The 21383-nt window shown below is 61.8% G+C and carries 17 protein-coding genes; 13 read left to right on the forward strand and 4 right to left on the reverse strand.

What is annotated here, in order from left to right; all coding sequences use genetic code 11:
- The first annotated feature begins 39 nt into the window (after window positions 1-39).
- The 5 genes from CIT31_RS24785 (at window position 40) to CIT31_RS24805 (ending at window position 4904) form a co-directional block, all read left to right on the forward strand.
- Window positions 40-759 (forward strand): FadR/GntR family transcriptional regulator, encoded by a 720-nt coding sequence (locus tag CIT31_RS24785; protein ID WP_095520761.1) that lies wholly within the window; start codon window positions 40-42, stop codon window positions 757-759.
- A gap of 61 nt (window positions 760-820) precedes the next feature.
- Window positions 821-1795, forward strand: coding sequence for a sialic acid TRAP transporter substrate-binding protein SiaP (locus tag CIT31_RS24790; RefSeq protein WP_095520801.1), 975 nt, complete (start codon window positions 821-823; stop codon window positions 1793-1795).
- A gap of 80 nt (window positions 1796-1875) precedes the next feature.
- A complete protein-coding gene (locus tag CIT31_RS24795) occupies window positions 1876-2448 on the forward strand; it encodes a TRAP transporter small permease (protein ID WP_095520762.1) in 573 nt (190 codons plus the stop codon).
- Between the two features lie 3 nt (window positions 2449-2451).
- Complete coding sequence (locus CIT31_RS24800; RefSeq protein ID WP_095520763.1) at window positions 2452-3858, forward strand: TRAP transporter large permease; 1407 nt, start codon at window positions 2452-2454, stop codon at window positions 3856-3858.
- Entirely contained in the window at window positions 3855-4904 is a 1050-nt protein-coding gene (locus CIT31_RS24805) for an L-idonate 5-dehydrogenase (RefSeq protein ID WP_095520764.1), read from the forward strand. The genes CIT31_RS24800 and CIT31_RS24805 overlap by 4 nt, the downstream gene beginning before the upstream one ends.
- Before the next feature lie 49 nt (window positions 4905-4953).
- On the opposite strand, the gene CIT31_RS24810 is transcribed toward CIT31_RS24805, so the two are convergent.
- A complete protein-coding gene (locus CIT31_RS24810; protein WP_095520802.1) occupies window positions 4954-7446 on the reverse strand; it encodes a TRAP transporter permease in 2493 nt (830 codons plus the stop codon).
- Between the two features lie 181 nt (window positions 7447-7627).
- Window positions 7628-8611, reverse strand: a complete 984-nt coding sequence (locus CIT31_RS24815) for a TAXI family TRAP transporter solute-binding subunit (protein WP_029352653.1) — start codon at window positions 8609-8611, stop codon at window positions 7628-7630.
- Window positions 8612-8727: 116 nt separating this feature from the next.
- On the opposite strand from CIT31_RS24815, the gene CIT31_RS24820 reads away from it, so the two are divergent.
- Window positions 8728-9600: a MurR/RpiR family transcriptional regulator gene (locus CIT31_RS24820; RefSeq protein ID WP_164759573.1), complete on the forward strand. Its 873-nt coding sequence runs from the start codon at window positions 8728-8730 to the stop codon at window positions 9598-9600.
- Window positions 9601-9612: 12 nt separating this feature from the next.
- Here CIT31_RS24820 and CIT31_RS24825 read toward each other — a convergent pair whose 3' ends face one another.
- Complete coding sequence (locus CIT31_RS24825; RefSeq protein WP_095520803.1) at window positions 9613-10935, reverse strand: aspartate aminotransferase family protein; 1323 nt, start codon at window positions 10933-10935, stop codon at window positions 9613-9615.
- 94 nt (window positions 10936-11029) lie between these two features.
- Between CIT31_RS24825 and CIT31_RS24830 the strand changes: the two genes are divergently transcribed.
- The 7 genes from CIT31_RS24830 to CIT31_RS24860 all read left to right on the forward strand — a co-directional run bounded on the left by CIT31_RS24830 (window position 11030) and on the right by CIT31_RS24860 (window position 20241).
- Complete coding sequence (locus CIT31_RS24830; RefSeq protein ID WP_095520766.1) at window positions 11030-11887, forward strand: beta-keto acid cleavage family enzyme; 858 nt, start codon at window positions 11030-11032, stop codon at window positions 11885-11887.
- A gap of 122 nt (window positions 11888-12009) precedes the next feature.
- Window positions 12010-12291 carry a hypothetical protein gene (locus CIT31_RS24835; protein ID WP_065009399.1) on the forward strand — a complete coding sequence of 94 codons (282 nt, stop codon included), beginning with the start codon at window positions 12010-12012 and terminating at the stop codon, window positions 12289-12291.
- Window positions 12292-12617: 326 nt separating this feature from the next.
- Window positions 12618-15353 (forward strand): non-ribosomal peptide synthetase, encoded by a 2736-nt coding sequence (locus CIT31_RS24840; RefSeq protein ID WP_095520767.1) that lies wholly within the window; start codon window positions 12618-12620, stop codon window positions 15351-15353.
- Window positions 15354-15367: 14 nt separating this feature from the next.
- Window positions 15368-16333: an NAD(+) synthase gene (gene nadE / locus CIT31_RS24845; RefSeq protein WP_095520768.1), complete on the forward strand. Its 966-nt coding sequence runs from the start codon at window positions 15368-15370 to the stop codon at window positions 16331-16333.
- Window positions 16334-16337: 4 nt separating this feature from the next.
- The gene (asnB, locus tag CIT31_RS24850) at window positions 16338-18359 is read left to right on the forward strand and encodes an asparagine synthase (glutamine-hydrolyzing) (RefSeq protein ID WP_095520769.1); all 2022 of its coding nucleotides are present in this window, start codon (window positions 16338-16340) and stop codon (window positions 18357-18359) included.
- The gene (locus CIT31_RS24855; protein WP_165778547.1) at window positions 18356-19912 is read left to right on the forward strand and encodes a class I adenylate-forming enzyme family protein; all 1557 of its coding nucleotides are present in this window, start codon (window positions 18356-18358) and stop codon (window positions 19910-19912) included. Before asnB ends, CIT31_RS24855 begins: the two co-directional genes overlap by 4 nt.
- Window positions 19913-19974: 62 nt before the next feature.
- The gene (locus CIT31_RS24860) at window positions 19975-20241 is read left to right on the forward strand and encodes an acyl carrier protein (protein ID WP_029352679.1); all 267 of its coding nucleotides are present in this window, start codon (window positions 19975-19977) and stop codon (window positions 20239-20241) included.
- 71 nt (window positions 20242-20312) lie between these two features.
- Here CIT31_RS24860 and CIT31_RS24865 read toward each other — a convergent pair whose 3' ends face one another.
- Window positions 20313-21005, reverse strand: a complete 693-nt coding sequence (locus CIT31_RS24865; RefSeq protein ID WP_095520770.1) for a N5-glutamine methyltransferase family protein — start codon at window positions 21003-21005, stop codon at window positions 20313-20315.
- Window positions 21006-21383 lie beyond the last annotated feature (378 nt).

The following is a 21383-nucleotide window of genomic DNA, read 5'->3' on the forward strand; positions in this document are numbered from 1 at the left end:
GTCAGCCGGATGATTCTGTTGAAGTAGAACTGGGTGACAATGCCGATCCAGGCCGTTGAACCGCGTCGACTTTACCGACAGATCGCCGATCAGCTCAGGCAGCTGATCGACGCCGGCGAGTTCGCAGTCGGTGATCGCCTGCCGACCGAGCGCGAACTGGCCGATCAGCTTGGCATCTCCCGCCCGACTGTCCGTGAAGCGCTGATCGCCCTCGAGGTCGAGGGGCGCATACGCATTCGCGTCGGCTCCGGCATCTACGTCACCGACCGGCCGCGTGCCGAGGTTTTGACCGCAGAGATGGATGAAGGCCCGTTCGAGTTGTTGCGGGCGCGCGAGTTCCTCGAAGGGGCGATCGCCGCCGAAGCCGCCCTCCATGTTCGGCCGATTGACATCGAACACATGGACGACGTGCTGCGCCGCATGGAGGACATACTTCACCCGACCAAGATGACGATCGCGCTCGACCGCGAGTTCCATACGATGGTGGCGGGCATTCTCGGAAACGCCGTCCTGGTGCGCTGTATCGGCGAGCTTTTCGACCAGCGCATGAACCCATATTTCGAACGACTGTCGAGTTATTTCGAGAACAGGGATTCCTGGCGAGCCGCGGCGGAGGAGCATCGCGCGGTGCGCGACGCGATCGCGGCGCGCGAGCCGGAACGGGCCAAGGCCGCCATGCAGGAACATCTGCGTCAGTCTCAACTGAGATTCTCACGCAATTTCGGTGAGAAATCCGCGGCCAGGGAGGTCGCGGGATAGGAGTCGGCCGACCGGGAGGATCCTGTCGGCACAGTCAAATCCAATCACAGGGAGGAATATGATGTTGAGAAAATACGTCGTTCTGCTCGGCACGATCGCCGCAATCGCTCTGCCCATGGCTTCGGCCTCTGCACAAACCGCGCTGAAATGGGCTCACGTCTACGAAACGTCCGAACCCTTCCACACCGAGTCCGTGTGGGCGGCGGAAGAGATCAAGAAGCGCACCGACGGCCGCTATGCAATCGACGTCTTCCCGGCCTCGCAGCTCGGCAAGGAAGCCGACATCAACCAGGGGCTGACCCTCGGCACGGTTGACATCATCATCTCCGGATCGAGCTTCGCCGCCCGCGAATTCCCGCCGATCGGCGTGACCTACTTCCCGTTCACTTTCCGCGACGCCGATCATCTGCTCGCTTACACCAAGAGCGACAAATACAAGGAGTTGACCGGCGGCTACGAAGAGGCGTCCGGCCATCACATCACGGCGACCACCTACTACGGCACCCGTCACACGACCTCCAACCGGCCGATCGAAAAATGCGCCGACATGCAGGGCCTGAAGATCCGCGTGCCTGATGTGCCGGCCTATCTCGCCATGCCGCGCGCCTGCGGCGCCAACACCGCGCCGATCGCCTTCGCCGAGGTCTATCTCGCCTTGCAGCAGGGCACGGTGGAAGCGCAGGAAAACCCGCTGACGACGATCGACGCCAAGAAGTTCTACGAAGTGCAAAAGCATATTATCCTGACCGGACACATCGTCGACCATCTCAACACGATCGTGTCGCAATCGCGCTGGTCGCAATTGTCGGACGAGGACAAGGCGATCTTCACCGAGGTGATGCAGGAAGCCGCCGCGCGAGCGACAAAGATCATCGTCGATCGCGAGAAGGCCCTGGTTGAGACCTTCAAGGAACGCGGTCTCACCGTCACCGAAGTCGATCGCGCCGATTTCGAAAAGAACGTGATGGAGAAGGTGACGTTCGAGGAGTTCGGCTACCGCAAGGAGGATTGGGAGGCGATCCGCGCCGTCAAATAACCTGCATCAATCCCGGCCCGGCGCGACAAGCGCGTCGGGTCTGCTGAGCCCGCTGTCCCAACGGTGTCCGGAGCTTGCCGATGACCCAAGAGGTCCACACCCAGGTTACCCCCGAAGAACTGGCGCATGCATTCGAGGAAGAAACCGCGCCCGTCGATCTGTCGCGATACGCGGTGGAAGACTGGCTCACGCTCGCCGTGTTCTGGGGCATGTCGTTCTGCGTGTTCCTTCAGTTCTTCACGCGCTACGTCATGAACAACAGTTTTGCCTGGACCGAGGAGATCGCCATCAACTGCCTCGTCGTCGTGGTCTTCCTGGGCTCGGTCATGTGCACACGCACCACGCGCCACATCCACGTCGACGTACTTTATCATTATCTCCCCGCTGGGGTGGGGCGCTACCTGGCGCTTGCGGTCAATCTGATTACCATTTGCTTCTTCGCCTATATGTCCTGGCTCCTCTGGCGCTATGTCGGGATCGTCCACCGTGAGCGGATGGTCACCATCAACCTGCCGCGCAACGTCGTCTTCTACGCCGTCTTCGCCGGTTTCGTGCTGATGATGCTGCGCGCCATCCAGGTATTCATCGGCAACATCCGCCGTGGCTACTCGGCGCTGGAGCGCCCCGCCGCGTTCGACGGACTGGGGGAATAGGCCATGCTGCTTCTGATCGGAGCGTTTCTCGTCCTGATGCTGGTCGGTGTGCCCGTCGCTGTGTCGATGGCGGTGTCGTCGCTGCTCTATCTCGTCTTCTATGGCGTGGCGCCCGACATCATTGCCGCGCAGCGCATGATCGCCGGTGTCGAGAGCTTTCCGCTGCTCGCCGTGCCGTTCTTCATCTTCGCCGGCAATCTCATGAACATCGCCGGCGTCACCGGGCGGATCTATTCCTTCGCGCTGACGCTTGTCGGCTGGATGAAGGGCGGTCTCGCCCAGGTGAACATCATCGGATCGGTGGTCTTCGCCGGTATGTCGGGCGCAGCCCTTGCCGATGCCGCCGGTATCGGCACCATCGAGATCAAGGCGATGCGCGACCACGGCTATCCCGTGGAGGCGGCCGTCGGCGTCACCGCGGCGTCCTCGACGCTCGGTCCGATCTTCCCGCCGTCGCTGCCCTTCGTCATCTACGGCATGATGGCCAACGTCTCGATCGGCGCGCTGTTCATGGCCGGCATCCTGCCCGGCGTCGTCATGACGGTGCTGATGATGGTGACGGTCGCGATCTTCGCCCATCGCCGGGGCTGGGGTTCGGACACGCCGTTCAAGTTGAACCGGCTCGCCGCCGCCTCGATCGAGGTGGCCGTCGTATGCTGCTTTCCGCTGGCGGTTTATGTCCTTGTCGAGATGGGACTGTCGCTGAATATTGCCGTTGGCATCGCGCTCGTCGTCCTGATCGCCTGCGACTGGTATTTCGATTTCTCCGCCGTCATGGCGCTCATGACACCCATCATCCTGATCGGCGGCATGACCATGGGCTGGTTCACGCCGACCGAAGCGGCCATGGCCGCCGTCATCTGGTCGTTGTTTCTCGGGCTCGTCCGCTATCGCACGATGACACTCGCAGCCTTGGCCAAGGCCAGTTTCGACACGATTGAGACGACCGCGTCAGTCCTCTTCATCGTCACAGCAGCGTCGATCTTCGCCTGGTTGCTCACGGTCAGTCAGGCGGCGCAGCTCTTCTCGGTCTTCATCACATCGCTGACCGAAAACAAATGGGTGTTCCTGATCCTGGTGAACATCCTGATGCTGGTAGTCGGCTGTTTCCTCGACACGATCGCCGCTATCACGATCCTTGTTCCGATCCTCCTGCCGATCGTGGTCCTCTACGGGATCGATCCTGTGCATTTCGGTCTGATCATGACGCTTAATCTGATGATCGGTCTCCTCCATCCGCCGCTCGGCATGGTGCTGTTCGTCCTCTCGCGGGTCGCCAAGCTGTCGGTCGAGCGTACGACCATGGCAATTCTGCCCTGGCTCGTCCCGTTGGTTGTCGCGCTGATCCTGATCACCTTCATCCCCGCCATCACGCTGTGGCTGCCGACGCAAATGGGACTGATCCGATGACCGACAGCGCAGTCGCCGCGACGCTGTTCGGCCCCGAGGATCTGCGTGTCGCCGAGCATCCGCTCGGCCCCCTCACGCCGGGAATGGTGCGCGTGCGTTTCGGCGCAGGCGGCATCTGCGGTTCGGACCTGCATTATTTCCGTCATGCGCGGACCGGCGATTTTGTCGTCACATCGCCGCTCGTGCTTGGCCACGAGGTCGCCGGAGAGATTGTCGAAATCAGCGCGGACGCGCCCGGACTTGCCGTCGGGGATCGCGTGGCAGTCAACCCGTCGCGCTGGTGCGGACAATGCGCGCGATGCGTCGAGGGCCGCGCCAATCTCTGCGAAAACATCTATTTCATGGGCTCGGCTTCGAAAACGCCGCATATGCAGGGCGGTTTTGCCAGCGTGTTCGATGCCACGCCGGCGCAATGCGTCAAGGTTCCGCATTCTATCGCCTATCAGGCCGCGGCACTCGCCGAACCACTCGCCGTCAGCCTGCACGCGGTGGCGCGGGCCGGCGGCATTGCCGGCCGCAACGTCATCCTGTTCGGCGCCGGCCCGATCGGGCTCCTGACAATGCTCGCCGCCGGGCTCAAGGGATGTGGCGAGCTCACCGTCGTCGACATAGCAGAGGCGCCACTCGCCTTCGCCAGCAAGCTTGGAGCAAACAGGACGATCGACTTGTCCAGCGGCGACGAGGAGCTCAAGGCGCTCGCGTCCGACAAGGCGATTGATGTCGCCTTCGAGATTTCAGGCACGGCAGCGGGCCTCGCGGCGGCGATCGACAGCGTTCGGCGCGGCGGCACGGTCGTTCAGGTCGGCAATCTGCCGGGTGGTCAGATCCCGGTGGCGGCCAACGCGGTGATGGCCAAGGAAATCAATCTGCACGGCACGTTTCGTTTCGACGCGGAATTCGATCAGGCGGTCGATCTCATCGTCGGCGGAGATATAGACGTCCTGAAGCTGGTGACCGCCGAACGCCCCCTCTCCTCGGCCCGCGATGCCTTTCGCCTGGCTGCCGACCGCTCGCAGAGCGTCAAGGTGGTGCTGACCGCCGACTGAGGAGTTTTTCCCCGGGGCCTCCCACCAGCTGTTATCAACCGTTGCAGTCTCAGCGCGCCGGCCCGGTTTCCTTCCTGTCTGCCTGCTTACGCGCCCGCGCAAACTGCAGCCCGGCGACGCCGGCGGTCGCAGCGAGCGCCAGGCCGATCGGAATGAGGCTCGAGGGCTGGTCGGCCTTTCTGAGCACCGCCACCACGTCATATCCGACATCCAGCCCGATGCGCTTGGCGTAGGAGCCGAAATCGACATTGCTGATCATCAGCGCGTCGCCCGCTTGCGTGATTGTAAGTCCAATGCCGCGCAGGCGCTCCAGCGGCTCGCCCGGCTCGCCGAGCGGCACATTGACGGTTTTGCGTACATCTTCGCCCATGAGGTCGACACCCTCGACGACGAAATTGATGCGGCCATCGGCCGGCGTCTGCGCGACCGCCGACAGGAACTCGCTCGCCGGCAATTCCTCGTAAGGCGGCGACACCTGGTTGAGCCACCAGTCCGGCCGAAACAGCGTGAAGCAGATGAGAAGCAAGGCAGCACTTTCCCAAAGTCGGCTTTTCGTCACGAACCAGTTCATTGTCGCGGCTGAAAACAGCAAGATGGCAATCAATGAGACCGTCGCCACCCAGATCGTCTGGGGCCAGGTGTCGACTCCGATCAGCAGGATCGCCGGATTGAAGATGAAGACGAACGGCAGGATCGCCGTGCGCAGCGAATAGAGCGCGCCCTGGAAGCCGGTGGCGATCGGGTCTTCCTTGGAAATCGCCGCCGCAGCGAAGGCCGCCAGCCCGACCGGCGGGGTGATGTCGGCCATGATGCCGAAGTAAAAAACGAACAGGTGGACCGCGATCAGCGGGATCGGCAGTCCGGCCTGCGCACCGAGATCGACCACCACCGGCGCCATCAGCGTCGCCACGAGGATGTAGTTTGCGGTGGTCGGAATACCCATGCCGAGCACAAGGCTGATCGCGGCGATGAGGATCAGCATAAGGATGACGTTGCCGCCGGAGATGAACTCGACGAGCTCCGTCATCATCAGGCCGAGACCGGTCAGCGTGATCGTGCCGACGACGATGCCGGCGGTGGCCGTGGCGATACCGATGCCGATCATGTTGCGGGCGCCGAGCGCCAGCCCGTCGATCAGGTCGTCCCAGGCGGCACGCACTGAGGTGGCGAGGTTTTCGTTACGGAATACCGCCATCAGCGGCTTGCGAGTGGCGACGATACCGAGGATCGACAGGGTCGCCCAGAACGCCGAGAGGCCTGGCGACATCTGCTCTACCATCAGGCACCACAGAAGCACCGCGATCGGGATGAGGAAATCGAGCCCGGTCCGCGTGACGTCCCAGGCGCGCGGCAGTTCCAGGATCGGCGCGTTCGGATCGTCAAGTGCGAGGTCCGGATAGCGCGAGGAATACCAGACCGAGGCGACGTAGAGAGCTACGCCAGCGATTGCGAGCACCGGCGCCGCAGTCCCGCCAAAGACGGCCTGGATAGCAACGATGCTGTAATAGACTATACAGACAGCGAGAATGCTGCCCGACAGTCCCAGCCCCATCCGCAGCATCCGTTCTCTTGCCGGCGTCGGACGCTGCGGGATCGTCTTCAGGTCCATCTTTATCGCTTCGAGATGTACCATGTAGAGCAGCGCGAGATAGGAGAAGACCGCCGGCAGCAGCGCGTGCATGACGATCTCCGAATAGGGAATGCCGACATATTCGACCATCAGGAAGGCGGCCGCGCCCATGACCGGCGGCATGATCTGGCCGTTGATCGAGGCTGAAGCCTCGATGGCGCCCGCCTTGACGCCGGAAAGGCCGGTGCGCTTCATCAACGGGATGGTGAAGATGCCGCCTGAGACCACGTTGGAGACGGACGAACCGGACACGACACCGTTGAGAGCCGATGAGACCACCGCGACTTTCGCCGGGCCGCCACGCAGATGGCCGAGCAGCGCGATGGAGATTTGCATCATCCAGTTGCCGGCGCCTGCCTTTTCCAGAAGCGTACCGAACAGGACGAAGAGAAAGACGAAGCTGGTCGATACGCCAAGTGCAATCCCGAAGACGCCTTCGGTGGTCAGCCATTGATGGTTGAGAAACTTATTGAGTGATGCGCCGCGATGTTGAATCACGTCCGGCATGTACTGGCCGGCAAAGGTGTAGAAGATGAAAACACATGCCACGACCACCATTGGAAGGCCGAGCGCGCGGCGCGTCGCTTCGAGGAGCAACAGGATGCCAACTGTGCCGGTAACGAGATCGAGCGTGGTTGGCTGGCCGGGCCGTCCGGAAAGCTCGACGTAGAAGAGAAAGAGATAGGAGCCAGCAAACCCCCCGACCGCGGCCAGCACCCAGTCGAGCAGCGGCACACGATCGCGGGGCGAGGATCTCAGCGCCGGATAGGCCAGGAACGTCAAGAACAGCGCGAAGCCGAGGTGAATGGCGCGCGCTTCCGTATCATTAAGGATGCCGAAGCCGAACACGAACGGCAAAGGCGAAGCGTACCAGAGCTGGAAAAGCGACCAGGCAACTGCAACCCAAAGCAGGATTCGAGCGACTGTTCCGCTCGGATGCCGGCCACCCGTATCAGCCTCCGCGACCAGTTGCTCGAGTTCTTGGAGATCGACGCTGGCCGGTTGTGCCTTCACTTCGCTCAATGACGCCTCCTGTTGCGGATGGGTCCGGCAGGTCCGCTGGATCCGCCGGGCTGTCGTCAGATCACGAAGCCTACTTCAGCCAGCCCTTCTCCTTGAAGTATTTTTCAGCGCCCGGATGCAGTGGCGCGGAATTTCCTTCCGACACCATCTTGGCCGGATCGAGATTGGCAAAGGCCGGATGCAGCGACTTGAACTCGTCGAAATTTTCGAACACCGCCCTGGTCAGCTGATAGACGCTCTCGTCAGGAACCTTGGCCGAGGTGACCAGCGTGGCGAGCACCCCGAAAGTCTCGGTATCGTCGGGATTGTTGGCGTAGAGCCCGCCCGGGATCACCGCCTTGGCGTAGTAGGGATTTTCTGCGACCAGCTTGTCCACGACTTCTCCGGTCAACGGCACCAGCTTGGCAGCGCAGGTAGTGGTCGGATCCTGGATGTTCGCGGAGGGATGGCCGACGCCGTAGAAGAACCCGTCGATCTTGCCGTCGCAGAGCGCCGGGCCGTGCTCGTCAGCCTTCAACTCCGATGCGAGCGAAAAGTCGGCCAACGTCCAGCCCATCGCGCCGAGCAGACGTTCCATGGAAGCGCGTGTCCCGGAACCGGGATTGCCGACGTTGAAACGTTTACCCTTGAAGTCCTCGAATTTCGTCACGCCGGCATTCGGATGCGCCAGGACCGTGAACGGCTCCGGATGGATCGAGAAAACCGCACGCAGGTCGGTATGGGCGCCACCGTCCTTAAATGATTCCAGCCCCTTGTAGGCATTGTACTGGACGTCGGACTGCGCCATGCCGAAGTCGAGTTCGCCTTCCTTGATCGTGTTCACGTTGAATGCCGATCCGCCGGTTGATTCCACCGAGCAGCGGATGCCATGCGTCTTACGATCCTTGTTGAGCAGGCGGCAGATAGCGCCGCCGGCGGCATAATAGACGCCGGTGACGCCACCGGTCCCGATGGTAACGAAATTCTGCTGCGCCATTGCGCTGGCCGAAAACAGCAGCGCGGCCGACAAGGCGGCGATCTGCGCTCCGTGGCGTGCAGTCCGGGCATGTTTCATCTGGTTCTCCCTTGGTACTTTGCGTGCCGTCGCGCCGTCCGGTGTTTTAGTGTCAAGGCACGTCGATGCATGCTACGATTGTTGCGCTTTATCAATCAAGGGAAATGCTTGTTACAATGTATACGCGGGAGATGGGTTTCGACGCGCTTCTGGCGCGCATATTGACCGAACTCCCCGAATTGAGCTCAGAACTGCGCAAGGCGGCGCGATTCCTGGTCGATCATCCTGACGAGGTGGCGCTGGTTTCCATGCGGGTTCTGGCCGCGCGATCAGAGGTGACGCCGACGACCTTCGTGCGATTGGCGCGGCGCCTGGGCTTCGGTGATTGGGCGGCGCTGCGCAAGCCCTTCGAGGACCGGCTGCGCTCCGGCAAGGCTCCTTTCGCGGCAAGGGCCGATGCGCTTGTCAAGCGCGGGTCGGAAGCGATTTTCGCGGAATCGCTGAGAACGACGGTTGCCAATCTGGCGGCGGCCGAAGCGGCCAATGGCAGCGAAGAAATAGCAACGGCTTGCGCGATACTGGAGAAGGCACAGCGCATACGTGTCGCCGGGTTCCGAAGCTGCCGCGCGCCCGCCCACGCGCTCGTCTACCTCTGCCGGATGTTTCGGCGCGACGTCACGCTGCTCGGCGGCGACGGCGGTGCGATGGAGGCGGAACTCGCAGCGCTTGGAAAGAGGGAAGCGGTCGTCGCGATCGGCTTTTCGCCCTATTCGCGTGAACTCGGGCCGGTGATGGAGGCTGCGCAACGACACAGCGTTCCGATTGTCGCGATCGTCGACAGCATGGCTGCTCCGATCGCGCGGCATGCCGATGTTACCTTGCGATTCTCTACCGACAGCCCGTCCTTCTTCCCGTCGGTAGCCGCAGCTATGGCTATCGTGGAAGCGCTGGCTGCAACGATGCTGGCGCGCAGCGGGCCGGCCGCCGCGGCTCGTGTCAGGGAGACGGAACTGGAGTTACAGGCGTTCGGGGCCTATCTGCCGGAATGAGGGGCGCTGGCGCTATGCCACCGCAGCGTCTATCGCGTCGCCGAGTCGTTCGACAATCGCGTCGATTGCTGCGGCGTCTACGATGAATGGCGGCGCAAGCAGCACATGATCGCCGCGCACGCCGTCGATCGTGCCTCCCGCGGGATAGACGAGCAGTCCGCGTGCCATTGCCTCGCGCTTGATCTTCGCATTGAGCTTCAGCTTCGGGTCAAAGGGCGCCTTGGTCGAGCGATCCTCGACCAGCTCCACACCCATGAAAAGGCCGCGCCCGCGAATGTCGCCGATATGGGCATGGTTGCCGAACCGCTCGCCCAGTCGCTGCGAAAGATGTGCTCCCATCGCCCGAACATTGGCGAGCAGATCGTCGCGAGCGATCACCTCCTGGACGGCAAGAGCTGCCGCGCAGGCCATCGGGTGGCACATATAGGTGTGGCCGTGCTGGAAGAAGCCGGAGCCTTCGGCGAAAGCGTCGAAGATGCGGCGTGAAAGCAGCACCGCACCAATAGGCTGGTAGCCTCCACCGAGGCCTTTGGCTATTGTCATCAGGTCGGGCGCGACACCGTCCTGCTCGCAGGCATGAAGCGTCCCGGTGCGGCCCATGCCGCACATCACCTCGTCGAGGATGAGGAGCACACCGTAGCGGTCACAGATTTCGCGGATGCGCCTGAAATAGCCGGGAACGGCGGGCACCGCCCCTGCTGTCGCGCCGACGACAGGTTCCGCGACGAAGGCCATGACGGTGTCCTGACCGAGTTCGAGAATTTTGTCCTCGAGCGCCTGGGCGGCGCGCAGGCCGTAGGCCTCCTCACTCTCACCGGCCTCCTGGTAGCGGTAGGCATAGCATGGCTCGATGTGGTACGTGTTGATCAGCAACGGGCGGAATTGGGCACGGCGCCACTCATTACCCCCGGCAGCGAGAGCGCCGAGCGTGTTGCCGTGATAGCTCTGTCGACGGGCAATGACGTTTCGCCGCTCGGGCTTGCCAGTCTCGACGAAAAACTGCCGTGCCATCTTGAGCGCCGCCTCCACCGCTTCGGAGCCGCCGGACACGAAATAGGCGTGGCTAATACCTTGTGGCGCCCCGGAGACGAGCTTGTCGGCCAATGTCTCGGCCCGCTCGTTGGTGAAAAAGCTGGTGTGGGCATAGGCGAGCTTATCGGCCTGTGCGTGGAGCGCGGCCGTCACGTCGGGATGGCTGTGGCCGAGGCAGGACACCGCCGCGCCGCCTGACGCGTCGATATAGGCGCGGCCATCGCGGTCGAAGAGTTCGATACCCTTGCCGCCTTTCGCGACGGGCAGGGTCGCATGGATCTGGCGATGCAGGATGTGTGTCATGCTTTCCTCGATTGACGATGGCGCGGTTTGGAGCGACCCTATCATGCAACATATGTTACATAGTGCGCAATACTGAAACAATTGGACTGCACCTATGACCGTCGACAGGGACGTGACCGGCCCCGGACTTATCGCGCCGACGGCAATCGCCGTTGCGCCGAATGGTGGACGGCGTGGCAAGGAAGACCACCCTGCCCTGCCGATCAGCCCCCAGGAACTGGCCCGGACCGCCGCCGCCTGCCTCGAGGCGGGCGCCGCTATGATCCATGCGCATGTCCGCGATCGCGACGGCGGCCATTTGCTCGACGCGCACGCTTATCGCGAGACGACGAAAGCAATACGCGATGCGGTGGGCGAGCGGCTGATCATCCAGATCACCAGCGAAGCGGTCGGCCGATACCAGCCGGCCGAGCAGATGGCGGTGGTGCGCGCTACCCGCCCTGAGGCGGTTTCGCTGGCGCTGCGCGAACTGGTGCCAGACGCTGCCCATGAGACCGCTTTCGCGGAGTTCCTGTGGTGGCTGAAGAGCGAGCGGATCGCCCCTCAGATGATCCTCTACGCGCCCGAAGAGGCTTCGGCCCTAGCCGCCATGCAGCAGCGCGGGCTGGTGCCTTTCGACGACATCCCGGTGCTCTATGTGCTCGGCCGCTACACGCCGGGACAGGTTTCGCGACCGGCCGACCTGCTTCCCTTCTTTGCGCATGACCGTCCGCGCTTCGCGCACTGGATGGTCTGCGCCTTCGGTCGGGAAGAAACCGCTTGCGTTACGGCCGGTGCGCTGCTGGGCGGTCATGCCCGCGTCGGCTTCGAGAACAATTTTACTCTGGCCGACGGTACAACCGCCAAGGACAATGCCGCGCTCGTAACGGCGAACAAAGGCGCGCTGACTGCTTGCGGCGTAAGGACCGCCCAAGCCGACGACCTGCGCGCCGCTTGGTCGATCCAGCGTTAACCCCCGCCCGCACGCCTTGAACGGCCTCGTCGGTTCGTCACATTTGTCAAAAATCGCTTTGCTACGCTGCAACCGAACTCTTTGGCTGACGTTAAGGTTGCAATGGGCGCTGGGAGGCCTTTATGCAGACATACCTCGTCGAACAAATGGAGGGCGATGACGTGATCGCGGTGCGTATCATCAACGCGCCGAGCCCTTTCAAAGCCGCCGCCATGTCGACAGATCGACATGTTACCCTCCGAACGTGGGAAAAGGATTGGATCCGAGTAACCGACGAGAACCGGGGACATATCTTTGCATACTGCTTTGTCTCCGACGGAGACTCCGACACCAGCGGGCGTGGCCCGACAAAAGCACCAGGTAAACCAAGAAAAGCCCAAAAAACTGATCAGAGAGCCGGGTAAGCTCAAACCCCTGGATCTTTGCTCCTAGCTGTATCGCGCTAATTTCCTGACGACTTCGCGACCACTGACAGCGGCTACTGCCACGCCGATTATCGCCCAGGACCGCGACAGCACGAATAAAGCCAATGGCGGCGGCGCTGGCCGGTTGGCAGGCGCGATCGCCTGTGCGCCGTGAGCCCCCTGTCGACGCGAAGCGTCCGCAGCACGAGATGACGCCAAACTGAGCAACCGCGGCCGTTGGCGAAGATCGCGGCATCATCAGAATGATCGATGAAAAGATTTCGGCCGGGGGCGATAAGTGACCTTAATCTTAGCGTGAGCCACTCATGTCTCCGGCATATTTGGGATCAGAAAAGGCACGTCTGGATCTAGGGGCGGATTGTCAGCCAGCGGCCTCCCGCAGGTGGTCAAACGTGCCGGATTACGCACTTGATCAGGGCGGTCCTGTACTGCGCCCTCATCAACGCATGGGCGTCGATTTTGCGAACGTTACCGTCTTCGATCACCTGAGAGACGTCACCAAGCAATATCCCAACAAACTCGCGATCAGCGACGGCACCACTCGTCTGACGTATTCCCAGCTTTTCCAGGCCGTCGAGATGTTGTCCCACCGTATTGCGGCCGTCGTCCCCAACGGGCAGGCGATCGGAATCCTTCAGGCCAACTCTGCCTGGTACCCGGTGGCTATCTTGGCGAGCATGGCGGTTGGGCGGCCTTCCGTGCCACTCAACACGAGAGATCCCTACTCGCGAACCAATGAGATAGTTGTTAGGGCGCGGCTCTCGGCGGTCATAGGCGACGGCAACGTTCGCCCTGTCGGTTTGGCTCAGGATGTCCACTGGATTGATGCGACTACCAGCATCACTCCGCAAGTGCAGCCGATACCCCAGTCCTGTTCCGTCTCGGTCGACGCGCCCGCGATAGTACTCTACACCTCAGGCAGCACTGGCCATCCCAAAGGCGTCGTCAACAGCCAGCGCAGTCTGCTGTGGCGGGTTCAGCAATATGTCGACGCATGCCACATCAATTCGGATGATGTTTTCCTGCCCTTGACCGCGCCCGCCACGATCGCCAGTTGCCGGGAGGTTCTCGCTGCCGTTCTGACCGGCGCCACCTTGCATCTCGCCGAGCTCGAAGCCATCGGCCTGCGGGCGGTCCAACGCCTGGTAGAATCCGAAGGCGTGACGGTGACCTATCTTGTTCCGGCCTTGCTCCGCGCACTCATGGCGGACAAACCTGCTGACACCTTCCGCTCGCTCCGAGTGGCCCGGATCGGAGGAGAGACGGTGTCATGGACCGATATCGCCCTACTGCGCAAGGTCGTTTCGAGCACTTGCCTCATCCAGATCGGTTACTCGTCAACCGAGACCACAGGGGCGCAATGGTTCTTACCGCAGGACTGGCCGGAGAAAGGCGCCTCGGTTCCGGTTGGCTGGCTGCTTCCAGGAATCGCGTTCGCGATTGTCGACGAAAGAGGCCGCCGCGTTCAGCCGGGCAAGAGCGGAGAGCTCCTGATAAGAAGCCCGTATGTCCTGCTTGGCCATTGGGAGAACGGCGCCGTCGTGCCGGCGGAATCGGATCCGGATGACCCGGATCTTCGGATCTTCGCGACGGGTGACCTCGTCGAACTTGACAGTCATGGCCTGTTGCGGATCGTCGGACGTAAGGGGCGCCAGATAAAGATCAATGGTCGGCCTATCGAGCCTGCCGAACTCGAACGGGTGTTGCGTAACGCGCCTGACGTGGAGGATGCCGTTGCAATCGTGACGGCGGCAAATGAGCTTGTTGCATTCGCCATTCCCCAGCCATGGGCGGGCCCAGCCTTTTCGGACGAGCTTCGCCAGCTTGTCAGAACGAAGCTGTCGCCGCCGCTGTGTCCCTTGCGGCTCCACACGATCGCCGGGATTCCGCGTCTGCCGGGCGGCAAGGTCGACATGACTACGCTTGCGGAGATCGATCTTTCAGCCAGGAAGATCGCCCCGGCCGCGCAGCCGTCCAATACGAGCGAACTGACCGTCCACCGGATAGTGCAGCATGCCTGGAACAATATCCTCAATACACGTGTCGCCGCAGGCCGCTGGGATGACGCAGGCGGAGATTCGCTGAAGCTGCTGCAATGCGTCATGGAAATCGAAAGCGCCATCGGGCAGGAACTCAGTCTCGAGGCCTTCACGGTCGGTATGAGCGCGGACGAAATGGTCAAGGCGGTCGTGTCGGCACAAGCAGGCGACCAGCGCGCGCGCGCGCAGGCGCACGACGCGCCAATTCTTTTCCTGTTCCCGGGCTCGGTCGGCTATGGCCCGAGCCTCGCTGCCTTTGCAGCCGCGATGGGCAAGGTCGCCCGAGTAGCCCCCATCAGGTACCCCGCCCTGGCTATGATATTGCGCGGCCAAAACACCGTCGCCAACATGGCCGACGCCGCCGTCGAGCAGATCCGCCGCGTCCAGCCTGCGGGTCACGTACGACTTCTCGGCCATTCACTCGGTGGCGCCGTCGCGTTCGAAGTCGCGGCGCGGCTGCTGGCCGCGGGGCGAACTGTGAAGTTCCTGGGAATCCTCGACACGAGTCTCCTCGGCGAGCGGAGCACCTATTGGGGGATGATTGTCCGCACATATCAGCGAATCCGGACCAACCGGGTGACCGCTGACCGGATGGTCTGCCGCTTCCTTGCAAAAGTCGCTGTCAAAACGGGCTTCGAGGCGCAGCTCGCCCGCATCCTCGATCGCTATGCCCAGGACGAGTTCAACGCGACGAGCTTCAGAACCAAACTGGAACTGCAGGGGCAGTTGCGGGGGCGAGCTTTCTACCAGTGGTTGGCCATACCCAGACCGACGCTGCCGATCACTGCAATCCTCTTCCGCTGCGCTCGGCCCAATATGCCTCTGGCCATAGGGTGGGATGGCGCTTTCGCGCATCTGGATGTGATTCCGGTCGTTGGCAGTCACTTCGATATGGTCACAGAGCCCTATCTCGCGACCAACCGCCCACTCATCGAGAATGCGTTGAAGCAAACCTATTCTGCGGCTGAGCTTCGCAAACGGGAGTACAGACCATCGACTTGATCTCACAATTCAGCATGGGCACGCTGGTGCTCGATGCTCGCGCGGAGGTCGATCGCATCGTTCAGATCCTGCGCGAGCAGGTTTTTGGCACGCTGCGGCGTCGTGGCGTGGTTGTCGGCCTCTCCGGGGGTATCGACAGTTCCGTTGTCGCATCGTTGTGCGCACGCGCGTTCGGGAAAGACAAGGTCTTGGGCATATTCATGCCGGAGCGCCATTCCTCCGGCGATTCGCTAAGGCTTGGCCGCAGCGTCGCAGCCCAGCTTGGCATCGATACGATCCTGGAAGACATAGCACCAGCACTTGAGGCCCTCGGCGCCTATCGCCGACAGATCGAAGCGATCCAGACGGTCGTTCCCCAATATGGCGACGGCTGGAAATGCAAGCTCGTGCTCGCGTCGGTTCTCGAGAGCAACGGTCTCAACATCACGCGCCTCACGGTTCAGGATCCCGAGGGCAAGACCGATACGGTGCGTCTGTCGCCGGCAGCCTATCTGCAGATCGTTGCTGCAACCAACTACAAGCAGCGCCTGCGCAAGATGACCGAGTACTACCATGCGGACCGCCTCAACTATGCCGTGGCAGGTACGCCAAACCGCCTGGAGCATGACCAAGGCTTTTTCGTCAAGCAGGGCGACGGAATTGCCGATCTGATGCCAATCGTCCACCTCTACAAGACCCAGGTCTACCAGCTGGCTGAATACCTTGGGGTGGATGAAGAGGTCCGGCGGCGGCCGCCGACCACGGACACTTTCTCCATGGCCCAGAGTCAGGAGGAATTCTATTTCGCGCTGCCTTACCATCTGATGGATCTGTGCCTCTACGGCTTGAACCACGGAATTTCTGTCGACGAGGTCGCGGCAGCTGCCGGCCTCACCGCGGCCCAGGTTCAGAAAGTCTTCAAGGACATCGACAGCAAACGGCGTGCCGCACGCTATCTTCACGCACGGCCTTTGCCGACCACTGCCATGGGCGAGGGCTGACCGGATGTGCGGCATCGCCGGAATCATCTCGCTAGGCGCCTACGCGGCGCCTCCTTCGCGGGAGGCACTGATGCGCATGGTGGGCGCACTCGCGCATCGCGGTCCTGACGAGCGCGGCCTCTACCGCGACAAACGCGCGGGATTGGCGCATGCCCGCCTTTCCGTCGTCGATCTCTCCAACGGCCAGCAGCCACTCGCGGATGCGGGCGACACGACTTGGATCGTCTTCAACGGCGAGATATTCAACTACCTCGATCTGCGTGAAAAATTGATCGCCCTCGGCCACCGCTTCCGCACCCATAGCGACACAGAGGTCATCGTCCATGCCTATCGCGCGTGGGGCGAGGCTGCCTTCGAGCGGATGAATGGGCAATGGGCGGTCGCAATCTGGGACTCGGTGGCGGGTCGTCTCGTGTTATCGCGCGATCGGTTTGGCATCTGCCCCTTGCATCTCTGCGAGCATGGGGGGCGCCTTTACTTTGCTAGCGAAGTGAAAGCCATTTTCGCGGCCGACATGAATATACCCCGTGCCTTCGATCCAGCCGGCATCGATCAGACTTTCACGCTCTGGACAGTCGTCCCGCCGCAAGGCGTATTTCAGGGGATCAGCGAACTCACCCCGGGGCACGTCCGCATTTACGAAAGTGGCACCGTTCGCGAGCGGGCCTTCTGGAAGCCTTGCTATCCCGAAATTTCCGATCCCCGCTGTGGAGAATTCACCGGCTCGCTCGACGACGCGGTGGACGACGTGCGCGGCGCCCTGGAGGCTGCGACGGCGCTCAGGATCGTGCAGGCCGACGTGCCAGTCGGCTGCTATCTGTCGGGCGGGCTTGACAGCTCGCTAGTCGCCGCGCTGGGAAGGCGCTACGCGGGCGAGCGGTTCCAGACCTTCTCCCTGCGTTTTGCCGACGCCGAGTATGACGAGACCCGTTTCCAGCGCCTGGTCGCCGGCGCGACCGGGAGCGAGCACCATGAGGTGGTGGTTTCGCGCAGCGACATCGCCGAGATCTTTCCCGAGGTGATCAACCACACAGAGCGCCCAATCCTGAGGACCGCGCCTGCGCCGCTGTTCCTGCTCTCTAGGCTGGTGCGAGAACACGGCATCAAGGTCGTGCTGACCGGCGAAGGAGCTGACGAAATGTTCGCTGGCTATGACCTGTTCCGCGAAGGCAAAGTTCGCCGCTTTTGGGGACGCCAGCCCGCATCGACACGACGCTCACGGCTGCTGGAGCGCCTGTATCCCTATCTCAGCCGCTCGCCGGTGCATCAGCAAGCAATGGCGCGCCAGTTCTTCGGGCGCGATATCCAGGCCTATGACACGCCCGGCTTTGCGCATGACACACGCTGGCGCACCACCAGCGCCATCAAGCGATTGTTCTCCGCCGACATGCGCGCCGAAACCGAGCGCCGCAATGCCGTGCCCGAGCTGATCGCCCGCCTGCCCGCTGAGTTTTCGCGATGGGGCTCGCTCGCGCAGGACCAGTATATCGAGATCCAGACGCTGATGTCGGGATACCTGCTTTCTTCACAAGGGGACAGGATGCTCATGGCCCACTCCGTCGAGGGGCGCTTCCCGTTCCTGGACGATGAACTCGTGACGCTCGCGAATTCGCTTCCGGCTGCCTACAAGCTGCGCGTCCTCAACGAAAAGCACGTGTTGAAGCGGGTAGCGGAACCGATCGTGCCGTCCGAAATCGTGGCCCGCAAGAAGCAGCCGTACCGAGCGCCCAACGCGCTCTGCTTCGTTGCCGACGATGCTCCGGCCTATGTCCGCGAAGCGCTTTCGGAGACGGCGCTGCGCGAGGCAAACGTTTTCGATCCGAAGTCGGTCACGCGCCTGCTGGACAAGTGTCGAGCCAGGGCGAGCGACGGCGATCTGTCCAACTCCGACAACATGGCGCTGGTCGGCGTGCTGTCGACCCAGCTTCTTCACCAGCAGTTTGTCGCAAGCCGCCCCGGTGGGGTCCGCCTGGGCGAGCTCAGCGTCGACGTTGAGCGCGAGCATCGCGAAGAGGTGCTGGCATGATGCATGGCGCCGTACCACTGCTGCATGACTACCTCACCCACGCCGCCAGCCGGGTCCGTGAGAAGGTGGCGCTGGTGTGCGGCGGGCAACGTGTCACCTATGGCGAGCTCGAAGCGCGCTCGAACGCCATCGCGCAACATCTGGCCGCGTCTGGGGTTGCACGCGGAGATCGCGTGGTGATCTTCGCCGACAACACTGTCGAGACGGTCGTAGCCTTCTGGGCCGTGCTCAAGGCGAACGCCGTGGTGTGCATCGTCAATCCGCTCACCAAGAGCGACAAGCTTGATTACCTGCTCAACGATTGCCGACCGACGGCACTGATCACGGACAGGCACCTGCACTCGATCTTCAGCGGGCCGGCACGCAACTGCCCGTCATTGCGCCGGGTGATCGTCTCCGGGCCGATCATCGAGGCCGAGCTGACAGGATTGCCGCACGCCGTGCGCTGGGACAGCGTGGTCGCCGCCGATGGTAGCGTACCGCCGGCGCGTCGGTGCATCGATATCGATCTCGCTGCCATCATCTACACATCTGGATCGACAGGCGAACCCAAGGGCGTGATGCTGACGCACAGGAACATGACTGCCGCGTGCACGTCGATCGCTTCATACCTGAAGCTGTGCGAAGACGAGGTGATCCTCAACGTTTTGCCTCTCGCCTTCGATTACGGCCTGTACCAGATGATCATGGCGTTTCGCACTGGCGCTCGGCTGGTGCTTGAACGCTCGTTCGCTTTCCCGGCGCAGATCCTCGGGTTGATCAAGGAGGAGAGGGTGACAGGTTTTCCCGGCGTGCCGACCATCTTCGCCGCACTCTCGGATCTCAAGTCGCTGAAAGACCATGATTTTTCGAGCATTCGCTACGTCACGAACACTGCGGCTGCCCTGCCGCTCAAGCACATTCTCATGCTGCAGGACCTGTTTCCGGACGCGCGCATCTATTCAATGTATGGCCTCACCGAATGCAAGCGCTGTACCTATCTGCCGCCGGAAGACCTTGAGCGAAAGCCATTGAGCGTCGGCGTCGCCATCCCGAACACGGAAATGTGGATCGTCGACGAGCATGACAAGCCGGTCGGTCCTGATGTCGTTGGCCAACTCGTCATCCGCGGGGCGACGGTGATGAAGGGCTATTGGGGTAAGCCGGAAGCCACGGCCAGAAAACTCAAACCCGGCCCGTTGCCGGGCGAGCAGGTCTTGTACACCGGCGACTACTGCCGGATGGACGCGGAAGGCTACCTCTACTTCATCGGTCGCGGCGATGAGATCATAAAATCGCGAGGAGAGAAGATAGCGCCGAAGGAGGTGGAAAACGCGCTGCTGGATGTTCCGGGTGTGCGGGAAGCCGCGGTCATCGGCGTTCCGGACGAGTTGCTCGGACAAGCTGTGAAAGCCTTCGTCGTGATCGAGCAAGGAAGATTCGTCGGCGAAAGGCAGTTGCAGAAAGAATGCCAGAGACGATTGGAAAATTTCATGGTTCCGAAGTCCATCGTGATCGTACCCAGCCTACCGATGACAGACACAGGCAAACTCAAAAAAACGGCCCTGTCATGAGGCGGTTTCTGGATGAAATTGATCAGCATTCATCTTTAGTATCAGTATCGGAGGAGGATTAAATGTTGTCTACCAAGGATAGAGCCGAGACCTGCAAGGACCAGATTCGCGCTTTCCTGGCGTCGAATTTCTACATAGCCGACGCGGATGCTCTGGAGAGCAATACGTCCCTTCTCGATCAAGGCATCGTCGACTCGACAGGGGTACTCGAGGTTATCGGCTTTATCGAGGAGACCTTCGGCATCACCGTGGAAGACAGCGAACTCCTGCCGGAGAACCTCGATTCTATCCAAGGAATTGCGCAATATGTTCTCCGCAAGCAAAACTGATTGCCGACATCTGCCCAGCGTTGTTTTACGCCGCCGACAGCGCTCCGAGCCTGCCGCAGTCGCGGCACGGCTCACGCTTGCGACGTGGTATGTCCCACAACCACCCTGCCCTCGCCGGCTTCGTTCGTGACCGCGCGGATGTTCTCGTAAGCCTTGGAACGCTCCAGCAGACTGATGACCTGCCGGTCCTGGCCGAGGCCGACCTCGAAGAGCAGGACGCCTCCGCGCCGCAAGTAACGCGGCGCGTCCTTGATCACCCGCATATGGATGCTCAGGCCGTAGGGGCCGGCCGCAAACGCTTCACGCGGCTCAAGCTCCGTCAGATGCGCGCGGTCACCCTCAAGCCGCTTTTCCGAAATGTAGGGCGGATTGCAGACGATCACGTCCATCGTACCATCAAGCTCCAAGCCCGAGAAAGCACTGAACAAGTCGCCCTGAAGCACGGACACGCGATCCGCCATGCCGTGATGGGCGACGTTTCGGCGCGCGACTTCGACGCATCCATCGGTAAGATCGCTCGCCCAGACACGCGCGGTGGGAGCGAAGTGCGCGATGGCGCACGCCAGATTGCCGGCCCCGCAGCACATATCGACGACGCGTGGCGCCGGCAGGTTCATTTGACTCAGAACATCAAGAGCGGTCGTGCCAAGCAACTCCGTCTCCGGCCGGGGAACGAGCGCACCGGGCGCGATGAGCAACTCCAGCCCCATGAAGGTGGTGCGGCCTTTGCTGTAGGCTTCGGCGACACTGATCTCTTCGCTCATGACAGACCCGCCTTCCTGACATTGCCGATGCCGTTGTCCGACAATTCCGCCCCAATTAAGTGTATCCCAAATTCATTAAATTCTCGATGGGCAAATCGAAAAACACTCGCCGCCTTAAGGTTTGAAGACATGATGCAACAAAAGGTGATCATGAGCACTCTCATCTGTCGCATGATTGGGAATATTGTCTCATCATTGGAAATATCCGGGCTTCCAGCCCGGTTATCCCCAGCCTTGCAAAGCCAATTCCCGAATTCTCGGTCCTGCGTCACGATTTTGCTACATTTTAATCAAAAGGCACATATGTAAGCAAAGCGTAATGTTTCAGTAGCTAACGGAAAGCAGCCGCTTCCCGCAAGGCAAGAGGGTTTACCCATC

Origin of the sequence: Mesorhizobium wenxiniae (assembly GCF_002284535.1) — a bacterium.
Taxonomy (GTDB): Bacteria; Pseudomonadota; Alphaproteobacteria; order Rhizobiales; family Rhizobiaceae; genus Mesorhizobium; species Mesorhizobium wenxiniae.

Bases quoted from the DNA above. Each gene is read 5' to 3' on its own strand.
- CIT31_RS24785 (WP_095520761.1), top strand. From the start codon at position 40: ATGCCGATCCAGGCCGTTGAACCGCGTCGACTTTACCGACAGATCGCC.
- CIT31_RS24790 (WP_095520801.1), top strand. From the start codon at position 821: ATGTTGAGAAAATACGTCGTTCTGCTCGGCACGATCGCCGCAATCGCT.
- CIT31_RS24795 (WP_095520762.1), top strand. From the start codon at position 1,876: ATGACCCAAGAGGTCCACACCCAGGTTACCCCCGAAGAACTGGCGCAT.
- CIT31_RS24800 (WP_095520763.1), top strand. From the start codon at position 2,452: ATGCTGCTTCTGATCGGAGCGTTTCTCGTCCTGATGCTGGTCGGTGTG.
- CIT31_RS24805 (WP_095520764.1), top strand. From the start codon at position 3,855: ATGACCGACAGCGCAGTCGCCGCGACGCTGTTCGGCCCCGAGGATCTG.
- CIT31_RS24815 (WP_029352653.1), bottom strand. From the start codon at position 8,611: ATGAAACATGCCCGGACTGCACGCCACGGAGCGCAGATCGCCGCCTTG.
- CIT31_RS24820 (WP_164759573.1), top strand. From the start codon at position 8,728: ATGTATACGCGGGAGATGGGTTTCGACGCGCTTCTGGCGCGCATATTG.
- CIT31_RS24825 (WP_095520803.1), bottom strand. From the start codon at position 10,935: ATGACACACATCCTGCATCGCCAGATCCATGCGACCCTGCCCGTCGCG.
- CIT31_RS24830 (WP_095520766.1), top strand. From the start codon at position 11,030: ATGACCGTCGACAGGGACGTGACCGGCCCCGGACTTATCGCGCCGACG.
- CIT31_RS24835 (WP_065009399.1), top strand. From the start codon at position 12,010: ATGCAGACATACCTCGTCGAACAAATGGAGGGCGATGACGTGATCGCG.
- CIT31_RS24840 (WP_095520767.1), top strand. From the start codon at position 12,618: ATGTCTCCGGCATATTTGGGATCAGAAAAGGCACGTCTGGATCTAGGG.
- nadE (WP_095520768.1), top strand. From the start codon at position 15,368: ATGGGCACGCTGGTGCTCGATGCTCGCGCGGAGGTCGATCGCATCGTT.
- asnB (WP_095520769.1), top strand. From the start codon at position 16,338: ATGTGCGGCATCGCCGGAATCATCTCGCTAGGCGCCTACGCGGCGCCT.
- CIT31_RS24855 (WP_165778547.1), top strand. From the start codon at position 18,356: ATGATGCATGGCGCCGTACCACTGCTGCATGACTACCTCACCCACGCC.
- CIT31_RS24860 (WP_029352679.1), top strand. From the start codon at position 19,975: ATGTTGTCTACCAAGGATAGAGCCGAGACCTGCAAGGACCAGATTCGC.
- CIT31_RS24865 (WP_095520770.1), bottom strand. From the start codon at position 21,005: ATGAGCGAAGAGATCAGTGTCGCCGAAGCCTACAGCAAAGGCCGCACC.